The organism is Geodermatophilus sp. YIM 151500, assembly GCF_025716945.1.
Classification (GTDB): Bacteria; Actinomycetota; Actinomycetes; order Mycobacteriales; family Geodermatophilaceae; genus YIM-151500.
Genome location: NZ_JAOVZT010000003.1, coordinates 224,737 through 240,303, shown reverse-complemented (window position 1 = coordinate 240,303; position 15,567 = coordinate 224,737). Strand labels below are relative to the sequence as shown.

The following is a 15,567-nucleotide window of genomic DNA, read 5'->3' as shown; positions in this document are numbered from 1 at the left end:
ACGGCAGAAGGGCGAGTTCATGGCCATTCTCGCCGGTGAGGTGCACATAAACACCCCCGTCTCCGGGAGCCGAGCCGTCGTCGGGGCGGCGATCCAGGTCAGTGGGACCGCCGAGCCTGGGGAGAACACCGTCAACGGCGCACTCCTTCCGCCGAGTGCTGTCGTGGTCAGCGTGAACGGCGGTTCGCTGATGCAGGCGACGATGACTGCCCCAGACTGGCTTGGTTGGACGGCGATAGTCCGGGCGAGCTCGCCCGGCTTTCATGTGATTCGGGTGACCGCACGTCGAATGGGCTCCTCCGGCTACCCGGTCTGGCAGAACAGCAAGACCGTGACCGTGGAAGCCACTCTTGATCGACTGTCCATAGTCGGCGTCGAGCTGACGCAGGGGATCCAGTTCTGCAACATCAACGGGCAGGGCAGCGGTTTCGCGCCGGACAACTCGCTGCCGCTCGTGGCGCGCAAATCAACGATCGTGCGGGCCTACATCGAACGCATGGGCCCTGCCGCGCCTCCTACCCGTGCATCCGGGGAACTCGTCGTAGGCTCCGGGCCGGTGAAACTCCTGCCGCTCAACGGGCCGATCCCGGCCATCCCCCAGACGAGCATCAACCGACATGACGTGAACGGCACGCTCAACTTCGTGCTGTCGCCGAGCCAGTGCCAGGGTTCGACATCTCTCACGATCCGAGCGTTCGACCCTGACGCAGCTGACCCGCGGCACTACGAGCACGAGCGCACCTTCGGCCTCTCATTCCGCCAGATTCCGCACCTGAAAGTGCATCTCGTGGGTGTCCATCTGACCGGTCCGGGAACGCTGAACCTGGCCGCGCCCAGCGATGTCGCCATGGAGGAGTCATTGGGTGACGTCAGTCGATTCGCGCCGATCAGTGGGATCGACTACTCGGGGTACACGGTGATCACGTTCGACCAGGCGCTGACCGGAGGGGCCCCCGCGGCGGGTGGCTGCAGCTCGGGATGGGACGGCTTGCTGGACAGGCTGAGAGTCTTGCGGAACGCCAGCATGACCCTGGACACCTATGTGGGAATGGTGAGCGACACGGTGGCCGTCGGCCCCGTTGTCGGCTGTGGCGCCACCGGCCTGGCCACGGCTCGTCACAGGGACATCAGCACCATCTACCACGAACTCGGCCATGCACTGGATCGCAAGCACGCACCCTGCGGGGCCTCCGGGGAAGGATTGATCGACAGCAGTTTCCCGACATACGACGCGTTTCCCCAGGGAAGCATCGGTGAAGTCGGGTTCAGTGCCCGATTCACGACCACCCTCGCCCCGTCGGCCACGTTCGATGTCATGTCGTACTGCAGTCCTCAGTGGCCCTCCCCCTACACGTGGGCGGGAATGATGAGCAAGATCGGCGCTGTCGCGGGATCGGGCGGGGGTGGAGGGCTAGGGGAGGCGCGGGCAGAACTGGCCGACGTTCCCGGCGAGTACTTGTGCCTGAACTTCCGCATGCACCGGAACGGTGCGATCGAGGTGCTTCCCAGCTTCCACCTGTACGGACCCGGCCCACCGGTCGAGCCTGGAACGCTCGCAGCGGTCGGGTGCGACCTGCTCGGGCCGGATGGGCGGATCCTGGCATCCCGTCGATGCCGACTGGAATGGAATCAGTCCGCCGACGACCCGGACATTGACTTCCACACCTGGCTGCCCTGGGATCCGGCTGCGGAGGCCATCGCCTTCAGGCGCGAGGGGCAGACCATGCACACTCATCACCTGGAACAGGCGCCACCGCGGGTCGACATCGAGGCGCCCAGGTTCGTGGGCCGGGATCCGCGGCTGGCCGAAGTCCAGTGGGTCGTCGACGAACCCCCGGGTGACGCGCTGTCCATCCTGCGGTTCAGCCACGACGACGGTGCGACCTGGCGCGCGGTGGCAGCAAACCTCACCGAGCGTCGGCATGTTGTCAATGCCGATCTCCTACCGGGCGGGGAACGATGCCGCTTCCAGATCGTCGCATCTTCGGGAGTGCGGACTGCTGTTGCTGAGACAGCTGCGTTCCCGCTTCCGGTCAAACCAGTGCGTGCATACATCCACGAGCCGGCGGATGGCGCGTCGATCACGGAAGGCGAGCCGCTGACACTCAGGGGCATCGGGCTCTCGCCGAACTTCGGGACAACAGCCTTCGAGGACATGGCCTGGAGCTCGGAGGAGGACGGTCCGTTGGACGTCGGCTACGACATCGTCCTGGTCGGACTGCCGGCTGGGTCACATAGATTCACATTGACCGTTCCCGACGGCGTAGACGGCGAGGCGGTGGCCGCTGTCTCGGTGACGGTTCGACGCGTGGTCGGCGGACAGCCGGACGTCTGACCCGAGACTGAGAGCCGCCCTGGACCAGGGAGGGGGCAGAGGGGACACGGTACTGCCGGACGCGCCCCGGCAACCCATGCTGAGCTCAGCGGCCCCGGGGGCGACCGGACGCGCCGGCGCCATCGCCCGGTCCCGGCGAGTCGGGCGTTGGCCGCATCCGTGACGACGGGCACACTCCGCATGTGATGGACGGCGGCGAGGCGACCACCGAGCCCGATACCGATCCCGGTGTCGGGAATCCCGCGTCGCGCGGTGCCCGCGACGACGGCCGGCCGGAGCAGGGTGCGCCGCTGCTGATCCCCGGCGAGACCTGCTGGCGGATCGAGCGGGCCACCCGCTTCGCGATCTTCGTCGACGCGGCGGGCTACTTCGCCACCCTGAAGCGGGCCGTGCTGTGCGCCGAGCGGCGGGTGCTGTTCATCGGCTGGGACTTCGATCCGCGGATCCGGCTCGACCCGCTCGCCGGCGGCCGGGCGAGGGACGACCGGCTCGGCGCCGTGCTCGAGCGGGCGGTGAAGAGCAACGCGCGGCTGGAGATCGGCGTCCTGCAGTGGGACCTCGGCATGCTGCGCGCCCTCGGCCGCGGGCTGAAGCCGATCGTGCTGCTCGACCGGCGCACTCCCGACCGGCTCACCTTCACCGTCGACACCCACCACCCCGTCGGCGGCGCGCACCACCAGAAGATCGTGGTCATCGACGACTGCCTGGCCTTCGCCGGCGGTATCGACGTCACCACCGACCGCTGGGACACCTCCGACCACGCCGACGGCAATCCGCACCGACGTCGTCCGGGAGCCGGACGCGGCCGAGGTCGGCCGACCGGGCCGTGGCACGACGCGACCAGCATCATGACCGGGCCCGCCGCTCGTGCGGTCGCCGAGCTCGCGCGTGAGCGGTGGGAGAGCGGCACCGGGGAGAGGCTCGAGCCGCTCCTCGAGGAGCGGCAGTGCTGGCCCGAGGACGTCGAGCCCCTGCTCACCGACGTCGACGTCGCCATCTCCCGCACCCGCCCCGAGCACGGCGGCGCGACCCTCGTGCACGAGGTCGAGCTGCTGTGGCTGGCCGCGATCGCCGCGGCCCGCCGCTCGCTCTACGTGGAGAGCCAGTACTTCGCCAGCCGCCGGATCGCCGAGGCGATCGCCGAGCGGCTGCGCGAGCCCGACGGCCCCGACGTCGTCGTGCTCAACCCGTGGACCGCCGACGGCTGGCTGTCGGAGAAGGCGATGGGCACCGCGCGCGCCCGGGTGCTCGAGATCGTCCGCGAGGCCGACGTGCACGACCGGTTCCGGCTCTACACGCCGGTCACGGAGCGGCGCGGGCACATCTACGTGCACGCCAAGCTGACCGTGGTCGACGACCGCCTGCTGCGTCTCGGTTCGAGCAACCTGAACAACCGATCGATGGGCCTGGACACCGAGTGCGACCTGGCGATCGAGGCGGTCGAGGGACGGCCGGGAGCCGACCGGCTCGCCGCGACCATCGTCGGCTTCCGTGACGGGCTGCTCGCCGAGCACCTCGGCTGCACGCCGGACGACGTCGCCGCCGCGATCGCCGACACCGGTTCGCTCGTGCGGGGCATCGAGCGGCTGCGCCGGCCCAGCGGCCGCTCGCTGGTCCCGTTCGAGCCGTCCGAGGTCGGCCCGGTCGACCGGGCGCTGGTCGAGTCCGAGGTGATGGACCCGGAGAAGACACCGAATCGGTGGCGCCGGGTCGAGCGGTTCTTCGCCCGGCGTCGGCGACCGCGCAACCTGGTGCGTCCCTGACTCCCGACCGCCCTGTCCGCGCCCGCGCGGGGATCACGGCGACGCCGGCGCGGGCGCCAGACCGAGCTGGGTCAGCAGGTCGAGGCTGTCGTAGTAGACGCGGTGCTCGGCGATCTTGCCCTCGACGACGCGGAAGACGTCGGCGAACGGCAGGGTCATCGCCCGGCCGGTGGGCGCCAGCTCGCCGGCCGGTGTGCGGAGCGGCCCGGTGTTGGTGCCGGTGAAGCGCCCTTCGACGACGACGCGGTCGCCGGACTCGAGGTAGTGGTCGCGGTGGATCCGGCCGTCCGGGAACGCCCGGAGGAACGCCCGGCCGTACTCGACGAACGGCTCGATACCGGTGAACGGACCGGCGTCGGGAAGCCATGTCACGACGTCGAGGCTGAACAGCTCCTCGGCGTCGGAGAAGTCGGCGGTGTCGATCTCGGTGTAGTGGCGGTCGACGAGCTGCTGGTGCGTCATCGGGAACTCCTGGTCGCAGGCGGTGCGCGGTCGGGTCGCAGGACGGTGCGCGGTCAACGCGCCGTGGCCGGTTCGGCGACGAGGCCGAGCTGGGTGAGCATCGCCGTCTGGTCGAGGTAGACGGTCACCGACGCGATCCGCTGGTCGCGGCGGGCCGCGACGCCGCAGAACGGGAGCACCACCGACCGGCCGGTGGGCGCGATGCTCCCGGCCGGACCCGTCATCGGCCCGGTGTGGGTGCCCGTCCACATCCCTTCGACGGCGAAGCGGTCGCCGGCGTCGACGACGTCCGTGATGGTGTGGTGGCCGTCGGGGCAGGCGACCGCGAAGGACCGGTTGACCTCCAGCCAGGCCGGCACCGTGAGCCGGTGCCCGAACGGGGAGCTCAGCACGGCGTCGCCGTGCAGCACGGTGTCGACGTCGGCCCAGCGGTGGCCGTCGATGATCTCGAAGAGTCGCTCGGCGAGGGCGCGGGCGTCGGTCATGAGGTCCTCCTCGGTGCGGTCCGGGACGGCACGAGCCTGGGGTGACCGGGAGGAAGGCACATGGGGTGGTTTCCCTATGTTCCCGGGGCCGCCGCCTGGAGGAGCCCGTGCTGCATGGCCCGCAGCGTCGCGGCCGACCGGGAGTGGACGTCGAGCTTGGCGTAGACGGCCTCGACGTGGTGCTCCACCGTCTTGCGCGAGACGACGAGCACGGCGGCGATCTCCGCGTTGGAGGCACCCCCGGCCAGCAGGCGCAGCACCTCGACCTCCCGTGCCGTGAGCCCGCCGACGAGGGCGGGTCGACGTCGGGCGGGATGGCCGGCCGCCGCCAGCACCGCGTCGACGGCGTCGGCGTCCAGACGCCCTGCCCGGGCCTCGGCCCGCAGGGTCCTCGCCGCCGTGGCGGCGTCCAGGGCGGGGCGGTGCGCGCGGTCGCGGACGAGCGCGGCGTACACGTCGGCCGCAGCGAGGATCCGCGCGGGCAGGCTGAGGTCCGCGCCGCGCTGCGCCCGGAAGTAGCCGCTGCCGTCGACCCGTTCGTGGTGCTGGGCGGCGAGCGTCGCCAGCGGCCGGAGCGGCGCCGAGCGCGCGAAGATGCGCTCGGTGAGGTAGGGGTGCAGCCGGATCTGCTCTCGCTCGTCGTGGTCCAGCGGGCCGGGCTTGTGCCAGACCGGGATCGACACCGAGAGGCGCCCGACGTCGTGGATCCACCCGGCTCTCCGCAGCGCAGTGGCATCGTCGCCGGGCAGCCGGCAACACGTCGCGGCGTCCCCGGCCAGGGCCGCCACGGCACGCGAGTGTCCGGCCGTGTACGGCGACTTCAGATCGGTGAAGTCGGCGACGGCCGTGAGGACGGCGTCGATGCCCTCCGGCCCCAGGACGGGTGTGCCGCCGGGCTCCATGGCCAGCACCTCGTCCCATGGATCGTCCGCGTCGGTCGTCAGCCGCCCGGCATCGCACAGGAAGGCGTCGGCCACCTCGGGCAGGAAGGCCCGGCCCCGCCGAGCACGGACCATCGCCCGGGCGCCTTCGACGCCGACCAGCCGCAGATGCATCGAGGCCGCCTCCGCCAACTGGACCAGCTGCGCCGGCAGCGAGAGCTCCCCGGCGCCGAGCCCCCTCGGGAAGCCTCTCCCGTCGGGGCGCTCGTACACCCTGATCACGTCCTCGCGCAGCTGTCCGCGGAGCTCGTCGTCGAGGCCGAGCCGGTCGAGCAGCATCCGTGCGACCTCGCACACCGCGGCCCCGGCCCGCTGCATCACGCCCAGGTGGGCGAGCAGCCGGACGAGTGCGCCCGGCCGCCGTGCCAGTGGACGCGAGCCGACGGTGAGCTGGACGACGTAGGGCAACAGGGCCCGGCCGTCGGAGATGTCCCGGGTGCCGATGCCGGCCCGGAAGGCCCGTTCGTCACCGAGGAGCTCGGCCAGGGCTGAGTTCTCCGCCGTGCAGCCGATGTGGCGCAGCAGCGCCAGGTAGTAGACGCGACGCTGCTGGGCGACGTCGAGGTCCATCTGCTGTGCCAGGCGCACCGCCCGGGAGCAGACGCGCAGACCGGAGTCCATCGGCATGACCATGCCGACGTCGATGGCCACCGACCACGCGGCCATGAGCTCGGACAACCGGATGCTGTGGGGCGCGGCGGAGCGGGCGTCCGCCATGGCGGCCCACGCTAGTGCCCGCACGCGTGCGGTGGCCGGTGTCCCGCGCTCACCCCTCCGAGCGGCCGGGCGGTCGGGTCCGCGTGCTCCGCGCGCGTGACCCAGGCCGCATCCTGCGTGCCGACCGGTGTCGGTGGGGATCGGGTCCACGTCCACGGCTACCATCACCGAGCCCGGGATCGGGGGGCCGGGAATCCTGAGCCGACGCACTCGGTTGACGTGACCAGACGCCGACCGCGAGAGGCAACCGGTCGTCCGGCGACGACGGCGCCCGTGTGGTGCCCGGCCAGCGCCCGGCATCCGGAGGGGACTCGGTGAGGCCCGCGGTCGGGTCCGGCCGATCTGCACGGCGGCGGCTGCGTCCCGCGGCACCAGGTTCGTCCCGGGACGCTTCTCGTCCCGACCGCCGGCCCGTGCCGCATGCTGCCGCGGCCCCGTGCCCGGCATCCCAGAGGAGGAGTACGTGGTTCGACCAGGCCAGCGCCAGATGCGCGCTCGCCGTACCGCCCCGCGGACGCAGCGACGGGCGCGCCACCGCGACGACGTCGTCTCGGTGCTCGCTCGGACCGTCCGCGAGGTCGAGGCGGCCGTCCAGCGCGGCCCCGTGACGCCTGCCGTGCGCACGAAGTTCCAGGCCGTCGCCCTGCTGCTGCGCGACGAGCGCGCCCGCATCCAGGCCGCGGGCGCGAGCGATGCTCGCCGGGCCGAGCAGCTCAAGCGCCTGGACGGCATCGCGGTCGTCCTCGGGACCACCGCCGTCCGGGACGCCGGGCTGATGGCGTTGCTCGCCGAGGACGCCGACGTCTCCGCCGCGGCGCGGACGCTCAAGCGGGACATGCTGCTGAGCGTCGGCATCGAGCCGGCGCCGGAGGAGACCGCGCCGGCCGAGACGGCGACCGCACCGGTGAGCACGAAGCGGCAGGTGGTGCCCCAGTCGGTGGTCTCCCGGCAGCTGGCCAACCCCTTCCTCGCCCCCGACTTCTCCGCCGTCGCGCCGCGCACCGCCCGTCCGCGCCGCCTGGCCGGCTGGGAACTGCTGGGTCCGCTGTTCGGCTCGTTCGAGCGCGCCGGCGGGGGAGCCCCGGCGTGCATGGCGCTCCCCGTGCCGACGGCTCGGTTCACCCCAGCGGGCCGGGAGCTCATGCCGCACCAGGGGCAGGTGGTCGCCGCGGCCGCCGGCGGTCACCGGACCTTCCTGCTCGCCGACGAGCCGGGCCTGGGCAAGACCGCCCAGGCCCTGCTCGCCGCGGAGGCTGCGGACGCCTATCCGCTGCTCGTCGTCGTGCCGAACGTCGTCAAGACGAACTGGGCCCGTGAGGCGGCCCGCTGGACCCCCCACCGCTCGGCCACCGTGGTGCAGGGGGACGGCGAGACGGTCGACGGCTTCGCCGACGTCGTCGTCCTCAACTACGAGGTGCTCGACCGCCACGTGGGCTGGCTCGGCGACTTCGGCTTCCGCGGCATGGTGGTCGACGAGGCGCACTTCATCAAGAACCGGGCGTCCCAGCGCTCCCAGCACGTGCTGGAGCTCTCCGACCGCCTGCGGTCCCGCATCGGGCGGCCGCTCCTGATGGCGCTCACCGGCACCCCGCTCATCAACGACATCGAGGACTTCCGGGCGATCTGGCGGTTCCTCGGCTGGATCGACGACAGCGCACCGCTCGACGAGCTGATGGACGCGCTCGAGGGAACCGGCCTGACGCCCGCCGACCGGGGCTTCCCTGCCGCGGCGCGCCAGAGCGTGGTCGACCTCGGCATCGTCCGCCGTCGCAAGGTCGACGTGGCCGCCGACATCCCCGCCCGCCGCATCGCCGACCTACCCGTCGAACTGGACGGACCGGTCGGCCGGTCGATCCGAGCGGCCGAGCGGGACCTGGCCGACCGGATGGTCGCGCGGTACGAGACCGGGCTCGCCAGCCGCTCCGCCACCACCGAGGGCATCGACGGCCGCAGCGACCGCGGCCTCGACAGCGGCATCGACATGGAGCTCGTCCGCCGGGTGGCCCGATCGGAGCTGAAGGACGCGATGAGCCGGGAGTCCGGCGAGAACGTGTTCACCATGATGAGACGCCTCGGCCGGGCGAAGGCCGGGCTGGCCGCGGACTACGCGGCGCAGCTGGCCCGCAGCGCCGGCAAGGTGGTCTTCTTCGCCAAGCACGTCGACGTCATGGACGCCGCCGAGGACACCTTCGCCCGGCAGGGGGTGCGCTTCTCGTCGATCCGCGGCGACCAGACGCCCGCGGCGCGGCAGGCGAACATCGACGCCTTCGTGACCGACCCCGGCGTCTCGGTCGCGGTCTGCTCCCTGACCGCGGCCGGCGTGGGCCTGAACCTGCAGGTCGCCTCGAACATCGTCCTCGCCGAGCTCTCCTGGACCGACGCGGAGCAGACCCAGGCGATCGACCGCAGCCACCGCATCGGTCAGACCGAGCCGGTCACCGCGTGGCGCATCATCGCCGCCCAGACCATCGACGCCCGGATCGCCGAGCTGATCGACAGCAAGGCGGGGCTCGCCGCCCGGGCGCTGGACGGGTCGGAGGGCGAGGCCCGGTCATCGGCCGACGTGCAGTTCGAGACGCTCGTCGGGGTGCTGACCGATGCGCTGCGGGCGTCGCCCGGGCGCGGGGACGCTCCGGCCTCCTGACCGTCGGAGGGACCGCTCGACGCGTGCACGGGGAGTTCTCGGAGCCCGTACGCGGCGGCGGTGACCGGCCGACGAGCGGGCGCGACTCGGGACGCCCGGTCGCGGCTACGGGAGGTTGAGCTGCCAGGAGACGCCGAAGCGGTCGTTCACCCAGCCGAAGCGGCGGCTGAAGCCGTAGTCGTCCAGCGGCATCAGGACGGCGCCGCCGTCGGACAGGCCCGCGAAGAGCCGGTCGAGCTCCTCGGCCGAGGCGACGTCGACGAAGATCGAGAACGACGGCGTGAAGGTGAAGGCGTGGACCGGAGGGCTGTCGAAGCAGCGGAACACCTGACCGGAGATGGAGAAGGAGGCCTTCTCCACCGTCCCCTCCACCCCCTGCCCCTCCGCTCCCCAACGGGTGACGCTCAGGATGCGCGCGTCGTCGAACAGCGACGTGTACAGCTCCATGGCGCGCTCCGCGTCACCCGTGAACATCAGGAAGGGGGTCACCCGCTCCGGCATGGGCCGCAGGCTAGCCGGAACCGAGCCACGGGCCCGCCGGCAGAGCGCCGAGGTGCCCACACCCGTCCAGGACCTGCGACCGCCCCGGACCGAACGGCACCCGGTGCGGCACACGCCCACGGATCCCGCCAGGACAGCGTCCGCGTCGGTGTCGAGGACGTCCAGGCACCTCAGGAGCAGAAGGTCCCTGGACGGTATCGGGCGGCTCCGACACCCTGGGGTCCCCGATGCGACGGCGCCCCCGTCGTGTCGGCGCAGTGTCCTGCTCACCCCGTTGACCGACAGCTGCCGGTGCCAGCCCGAAGTGCCGGCGGCACGGGGACCGGTCGGCGCTCCACGCTGGTCCGACCACCACCCAGAGAGGTGAGGGCAATGGCCGCTCGCCGCGCCCTCCGCGGCGCTGTTCTCGCCGTGGCCGCCTGTGCCGGCGCGACTGCTCTCACCGGCTGCAGCACCGGATCCGCCCAGTCCAGCAGCACGGCGCCATCCGACGCCGGCACGTTCTCCAGCCCGTCGCAAGAGCTCGGCAACGGGACCGTCACGACTTTCGTGACGCTCGACGGCGGACGCCCGACGGAGGTCGGCCTCCGGCTGACGCCCACCGCCCTGGACGGGCTGCCCGCGTCGGGGACCACGTTGATGCTCGACTTCCCCGATCAGGCCGCGGATACCGCGTTCGACCACGTCATGCTCAACTGGAACCCCCAGGGGCACGAGCCGCCCGAGCTGTTCGGCCGGCCCCACTTCGACTTCCACTTCGACATGGTGGACATGGCGACGATCGACGCCATCACCCCGGACGACCCGGCGTACGCAGCCAAGGCTGAGAAGCTCCCCGAGGCGAGATACGTGCCCGAGGACTACGCGGTTCCCCCGGGTCCGCCCGTCGCCGCGCAGGCCGTACCCGCCATGGGTGTGCACCTGGTGGACTCGAGCGACACCAGCCTCGTCCCCGGCGAGTACGACTTCACCCAGATCATCATCAACGGCGTGTGGGACGGCCGGTACATCTTCGTCGAGCCGATGATCACCCGGGACTGGCTGTTGACCGGACCCAGCCTGGAGCAGCCGCTCAAGCTGCCCGAGTCGTACCAGGAGACCGCCTACTACCCGACCACGTACGCCGTCCGCGTCGACCAGGAGACGGAGGAGTACGTCGTCTCGCTCGGGGGCCTGACGATGCGTGAGGCGTCGTAGCGGCTCGGTCGGTCGCGGTGCGATGCCGCCGGGCGCGACACCGTCGTCGGACGACCGGCGGTGACGGCGTCGCCAGGTGGTGCGGCGCGCAGGGAGGGAGCGTGATGTCCGTCGCCGGCGTCCGGGGCGGGGAGGAGACGCCGGCGTGCCTCACGCGGCCGTGGGGTCGGCCTCGGCGGTGACGTTCACCTCGGGCCCCGACGGGCGGTACCGATCCTCGAGCGGGGGGATGCCGTACTCGTGCCGCAGGTCGGCCAGCGGACGGCGGGCTTCGTGCCGGAAGTCCCACCCCGGGTCGAGGACGTCGACCCGCGTCCTCGTCCCGCGCGCCAGGGCCACGACGAACTTCCAGGGGTCGAGGGCATCGTGCTGGGCGCCGATGCCGTTGACCTCCATCCCGACGTGCCACTCGAAGATGACCGGCAGGATGTGCGCCCCGAGGGCGTCGGTGCGGTGCATCTCTCCGGTGAAGGTGCTGACCATCAGCTCGCCCTGGATGGAGGTGTCGTATCCGGAGAGCACGTGCAGACCGTCGTGGGGGACGGCGAAGGCGCCGTTGAAAGCGCCTTCCTGCCCGGGAAATCGGAAGCCGTGCCGGCGGAAGTGCACCCAGAACGCGTGCCCGAACGTCTCGGCCGGGTACGCCTCGAGCTCCTGGAAGGAATCGGCCAGCCGCTTGTCGGCGTCGGTGCGGCCGGTGTAGGGCTGCATGTGCGGTTGTCCCTCGGCATCGCCGAGGCCGGGGAACGTCGCGGTGTTGCGGCGGATCATGTCGGCCAGGGCGCGCTCGAAGCGCCCACCTGCGATGTCCCGGAGCTGCTCGACCCAGCCGGCCTGCACTCCCAGGGCATCGGCGTAGGTGACCGCGGCGAGCAGGCGATCCGGGTCGGCGCGCCCGTCTGCCAGGGCGGTGACCGCCAGGAGCTCCGCCGTCTCGGTCGCCAGCACCCCGCCGGCAGGCACGGCGCGGGCCAGGGCGTCGGGTGGGACCCCGCGGCAACCGCGTCCCCCGTCACCGGCCGGGTGGTGGAACAACAGTGCGGACGCGGCGTCGATGAGCGCCTCGCCGCGGCCGAGGTCTCCGCGCGATCGCCGGTCGACGAGCGTGGACATGGCGCCGCAGACCAGCTCGGCCTGTCCTGGCGTGATGCTGTCGAACATCGCGGGGCCCCTCCGCCGCCGGACGCTGCGCCGCCACCGGCGCGTCTCAGTGAAGTGCTTCCCCACCGGACGGTCAAGGCGCGCTGACCCGGGGGGACCGCTGCCGGCCGGCCGCCGGCCCCGTCCGCCTGCAGCGGGCGCGAGCCGGTCACCGCCTACCGACCAGCACACCGCATCAGTACGTCGCGCGCCCGCCGGAGGCGTCGTACACCGCGCCGGTCGAGAAGCTGACCGCGTCGGAGGAGAGCCAGGCGATGAGCTCGGCGATCTCCTCGGCCGTCCCGAACCGGCCCATGGGTGTCAGGGACTGGGATCGGGCCAGGACTGCCGGATCGGTGGTCGCGTTCATCGGCGTGACCACCGCGGCCGGTGCGACGACGTTCACCAGCACTCCCGTCGTGGCCAGCTCCTTGCCGAGCGACTTGGTCAGCGCGATCACCGCCGCCTTCGACCCGGAATAGGCGCTCTGCGCCGGATTGCCGTCCTTCGCGGCGATGCTGGCGACGTTGACGATGCGTCCCCAGCCGTGCCTCACCATCGCGGGCGCGAACGCTCGGCACATCAGGAAGGTGCCGTCCGTGTTGACGGCGAACGTCCGCCGCCACGAGGTCAGGTCGAGGTCCACGAGCGGGGCCGAGGGGCCGACGATGCCTGCGCTGTTGACCAGCACGTCGACCGCTCCCACCCGATCGCGCAGCGCGACGACGGACTGCTCGTCGCTGACGTCCACCCGCTCGTCCGCTCCCGCGGCTTGGTCGGCGGTCACCACGTCGATCCCGTCGGCGGCCAACCGGGTGGCGCAGGCCGCGCCGATCCCGCTCGCCGCGCCGGTGACGAGTGCTCGTCTGCGGGCCACTCGGTGCCTCCCGGTCCGGGTTCATGTACTCGACGCGGATAATGTCGACGCAAGTGATCGCGATCGTCACTATATGGCCGTCCTCGGACGAGTGAGGGAGTCTCGTGTGGAGATCCGGTGGATCCAGGCCTTCATCGCCGTCGCGGAGGAGCTGCACTTCGGCCGCGCCGCGGCCCGACTGCAGATGGCCCAGTCACCGCTGAGCCAGACCATCCGCAAGCTCGAGAGGGACCTGGGGACACCGCTGTTCGAGCGGAGCACGCGGTCGGTGTCCCTGACGGCCGCCGGGCAGGCGTTGCTGCCCCACGCCCGGGTGGTGATGGAGGAGGTCGAGACGGCGCGCAGGGCCACGCTCGCGTCGGTGGGCGGCGTCTACGGGCGGGTCGGGATCGGCTTCAGCGGGGTCCTCAACCACCTCTCGCTCCCGCCGCTCACCCGCGCGGTCCGCGAGCGCTTCCCCGACATCGCCCTGGACCTGGTCGGGCGGGTCATGACCCGCGACGCCGTCGAGCAGCTCGACTCCGGCCGCCTCGATGTGGCCTTCATCGGCCTGCCGGTGGACTCGGCCCTCATCTCCACGCGTCTGATCGCGCTCGAGACCTTCGGGGTGGTGCTGCCCACCGACCACCCGCTCGCGGAGCGGCCCAGCGTCGACATCGTCGAGCTGGCCGACCAGGACTTCATCACGACGCCGCTCACCGCGGGGTCGGCGCTGCAGGAGTCGGCGATGCGAGCCTGCGTCGACGCCGGCTTCCGCCCCCACGTCGTCCAGGAGATCACCGACCCCTACATGATCCTGATGCTGGTGGCCGCCGGGGTCGGCATCGCGCTGATGACCGAGGGCATCGCTCACGTCCTGCCACCCGGGTCCCGCTACGTGCCCCTCACGGGGACCGACGTGACGATGAACCACGGGATCGGGTGGTCGCCGCGCCGCGGCTCGGCCGCCCGCGACGCCGTGCTGGCCGTCGCGGAGGAGGTCCTGCCCACTCCTGCCCACTGAGCTCGAATCGCTCTTGGTGCCAGTGCAATTCGGTGTTGGACACACTCAAGTGTGTGGGGTCACAGTCGACGCAGCGCACGGCGGCACGAACTGCCCGCCGCTGCGACCGCCAACCCCGTCGGCGGCGCGCCGCCCGCGAAAGGACCCCGCATGAGCACCACGACCATGGCTCCCGAGCCCGTCGCGAGCAGGGACACCGGCAACGCGCGCCGCGCCGCGCTGTCGGGCTTCCTCGGCAGCACGCTCGAGTACTACGACTTCTTCATCTACGGCTCGGCCGCCGCGTTGATCTTCGGCCAGGTCTTCTTCCCGAGCGGGGGGACGGCCACCCTGCTGTCGATCAGCACGCTCGGCGTCGCCTACGTCGCCCGGCCCCTCGGCGCCGTCCTCTGGGGTCACCTGGGGGACAAGCTCGGCCGGCGCAACACCCTCATCGCCTGCCTGCTCCTGATGGGCCTGGCGACCTTCGCGATCGGCTGCCTCCCGACGTACGGCCAGATCGGCATGGCCGCGCCGGTTCTGCTGGTGCTGCTCCGCCTGCTGCAGGGCCTCTCCGCCGGCGGTGAGTCGCCCGGCTCCGCGTCGCTGTCGATGGAGCACGCCCCCGAGCACCGCCGCTCGTTCTTCGCCAGCTTCACCATGAGCGGGATCATGTTCGGCATCGTCCTGTCCAGCCTCGTCTTCATCCCGGTCGCCTCGCTGCCCGACGACCAGCTCTACTCCTGGGGCTGGCGGGTGCCGTTCTGGATCAGCATCCTGCTGACCGTCATGGCCTTCTGGCTACGCCGCCAGCTGGAGGAGCCCGAGGTCTTCGAGCAGGCGAAGCGGGACGACGAGGTCGCCGACCTCCCGATCGTGGAGCTCTTCCGCGGCCACTGGGCCGCCGTCCTGCGGGTCATGCTCAGCTCGACCTTCGCCATGATGAACACGATCGTCAACGTCTTCGCGCTGGCCTATGCCGTGGAGCACAACGGCATCGAGCGCTCGACCATGCTGTACGCCATCGCCGCGGCCAACATGGCGGCCGTCCTCACCCAGCCCTGTTACGGATGGCTGGCCGACACGATCGGCCGCAAGCCGGTCTTCATCGGCGGGGTCCTCGGCGCCGGCGTGATGATGTTCGTGTACTTCAACGCCATCGGTACCGGCAACGTCCCGGTCGTCTTCCTCAGCGGCATCGTGCTGATCGGCATCTTCTACGCCGCGCCGAACGGCAGCTACATGGCGGCCTTCCCCGAGCAGTTCCCGGCCAGGGTCCGCTACAGCGGCATGGCCATCGGTCTGATGCTCGGTCTGCTGGCCGCCGGCTTCACCCCGGCGATCGCCCAGGCGATGACCGACGGGGACGTCGCGAACTGGCAGCCCGTCGCGTGGATGTGCCTCGGGTTCGCCATCCTCGCCGCCGCCGCCTTCGCCACCGGCCCGGAGACCTACCGGACCCCTACCGGCGAGCTCGGCCTCCACCGCCGCCGCTGACGCGGTGTCCGGCGCCGCCCACCCGC

The 15,567-nt window shown here is 71.8% G+C and carries 12 protein-coding genes; 6 read left to right on the top strand and 6 right to left on the bottom strand.

The genetic code is table 11. The features are described from left to right. Nucleotides 1–19 precede the first annotated feature (19 nt). Both OF117_RS07575 and OF117_RS07570 read left to right on the top strand, forming a co-directional pair. A complete protein-coding gene (locus OF117_RS07575; protein WP_263552208.1) occupies nucleotides 20–2,335 on the top strand; it encodes a hypothetical protein in 2,316 nt (771 codons plus the stop codon). 185 nt (nucleotides 2,336–2,520) lie between these two features. After that, complete coding sequence (locus OF117_RS07570; RefSeq protein WP_263552207.1) at nucleotides 2,521–4,098, top strand: phospholipase D-like domain-containing protein; 1,578 nt, start codon at nucleotides 2,521–2,523, stop codon at nucleotides 4,096–4,098. A 33-nt stretch (nucleotides 4,099–4,131) separates the two neighbouring features. Here OF117_RS07570 and OF117_RS07565 read toward each other — a convergent pair whose 3' ends face one another. The 3 genes from OF117_RS07565 to OF117_RS07555 form a co-directional block, all read right to left on the bottom strand. Further along, nucleotides 4,132–4,560 carry an ester cyclase gene (locus OF117_RS07565; RefSeq protein ID WP_263552206.1) on the bottom strand — a complete coding sequence of 143 codons (429 nt, stop codon included), beginning with the start codon at nucleotides 4,558–4,560 and terminating at the stop codon, nucleotides 4,132–4,134. Nucleotides 4,561–4,613: 53 nt separating this feature from the next. Further along, nucleotides 4,614–5,045: an ester cyclase gene (locus OF117_RS07560; protein ID WP_263552205.1), complete on the bottom strand. Its 432-nt coding sequence runs from the start codon at nucleotides 5,043–5,045 to the stop codon at nucleotides 4,614–4,616. A 74-nt stretch (nucleotides 5,046–5,119) separates the two neighbouring features. Further along, a complete protein-coding gene (locus OF117_RS07555) occupies nucleotides 5,120–6,703 on the bottom strand; it encodes an HD domain-containing phosphohydrolase (RefSeq protein WP_263552204.1) in 1,584 nt (527 codons plus the stop codon). Nucleotides 6,704–7,166: 463 nt separating this feature from the next. On the opposite strand from OF117_RS07555, the gene OF117_RS07550 reads away from it, so the two are divergent. Then, the gene (locus OF117_RS07550; RefSeq protein WP_263552203.1) at nucleotides 7,167–9,347 is read left to right on the top strand and encodes a DEAD/DEAH box helicase; all 2,181 of its coding nucleotides are present in this window, start codon (nucleotides 7,167–7,169) and stop codon (nucleotides 9,345–9,347) included. 105 nt (nucleotides 9,348–9,452) lie between these two features. On the opposite strand, the gene OF117_RS07545 is transcribed toward OF117_RS07550, so the two are convergent. Continuing rightward, complete coding sequence (locus OF117_RS07545) at nucleotides 9,453–9,848, bottom strand: VOC family protein (RefSeq protein WP_263552202.1); 396 nt, start codon at nucleotides 9,846–9,848, stop codon at nucleotides 9,453–9,455. Nucleotides 9,849–10,397: 549 nt separating this feature from the next. Between OF117_RS07545 and OF117_RS07540 the strand changes: the two genes are divergently transcribed. Further along, complete coding sequence (locus OF117_RS07540) at nucleotides 10,398–11,045, top strand: DUF5602 domain-containing protein (protein ID WP_263552201.1); 648 nt, start codon at nucleotides 10,398–10,400, stop codon at nucleotides 11,043–11,045. 150 nt (nucleotides 11,046–11,195) lie between these two features. On the opposite strand, the gene OF117_RS07535 is transcribed toward OF117_RS07540, so the two are convergent. Together OF117_RS07535 and OF117_RS07530 are read right to left on the bottom strand one after the other, a co-directional pair. Then, nucleotides 11,196–12,206, bottom strand: a complete 1,011-nt coding sequence (locus OF117_RS07535) for a hypothetical protein (RefSeq protein ID WP_263552200.1) — start codon at nucleotides 12,204–12,206, stop codon at nucleotides 11,196–11,198. A 175-nt stretch (nucleotides 12,207–12,381) separates the two neighbouring features. Continuing rightward, a complete protein-coding gene (locus OF117_RS07530; protein ID WP_263552199.1) occupies nucleotides 12,382–13,062 on the bottom strand; it encodes an SDR family NAD(P)-dependent oxidoreductase in 681 nt (226 codons plus the stop codon). A 106-nt stretch (nucleotides 13,063–13,168) separates the two neighbouring features. Here OF117_RS07530 and OF117_RS07525 point away from each other — a divergent pair, with 106 nt between their 5' ends. Then, complete coding sequence (locus OF117_RS07525) at nucleotides 13,169–14,065, top strand: LysR family transcriptional regulator (RefSeq protein WP_318014226.1); 897 nt, start codon at nucleotides 13,169–13,171, stop codon at nucleotides 14,063–14,065. 150 nt (nucleotides 14,066–14,215) lie between these two features. Next, on the top strand, nucleotides 14,216–15,541 hold the full coding sequence (locus OF117_RS07520; protein WP_263552197.1) for an MFS transporter: 1,326 nt from the start codon (nucleotides 14,216–14,218) through the stop codon (nucleotides 15,539–15,541). Nucleotides 15,542–15,567: the final 26 nt, after the last annotated feature.

Excerpts from the sequence above, each read along its gene's own strand:
- OF117_RS07575 (WP_263552208.1), top strand. The coding sequence starts at position 20 with ATGGCCATTCTCGCCGGTGAGGTGCACATAAACACCCCCGTCTCCGGG.
- OF117_RS07570 (WP_263552207.1), top strand. The coding sequence starts at position 2,521 with ATGGACGGCGGCGAGGCGACCACCGAGCCCGATACCGATCCCGGTGTC.
- OF117_RS07565 (WP_263552206.1), bottom strand. The coding sequence starts at position 4,560 with ATGACGCACCAGCAGCTCGTCGACCGCCACTACACCGAGATCGACACC.
- OF117_RS07560 (WP_263552205.1), bottom strand. The coding sequence starts at position 5,045 with ATGACCGACGCCCGCGCCCTCGCCGAGCGACTCTTCGAGATCATCGAC.
- OF117_RS07555 (WP_263552204.1), bottom strand. The coding sequence starts at position 6,703 with ATGGCGGACGCCCGCTCCGCCGCGCCCCACAGCATCCGGTTGTCCGAG.
- OF117_RS07545 (WP_263552202.1), bottom strand. The coding sequence starts at position 9,848 with ATGCCGGAGCGGGTGACCCCCTTCCTGATGTTCACGGGTGACGCGGAG.
- OF117_RS07535 (WP_263552200.1), bottom strand. The coding sequence starts at position 12,206 with ATGTTCGACAGCATCACGCCAGGACAGGCCGAGCTGGTCTGCGGCGCC.
- OF117_RS07520 (WP_263552197.1), top strand. The coding sequence starts at position 14,216 with ATGAGCACCACGACCATGGCTCCCGAGCCCGTCGCGAGCAGGGACACC.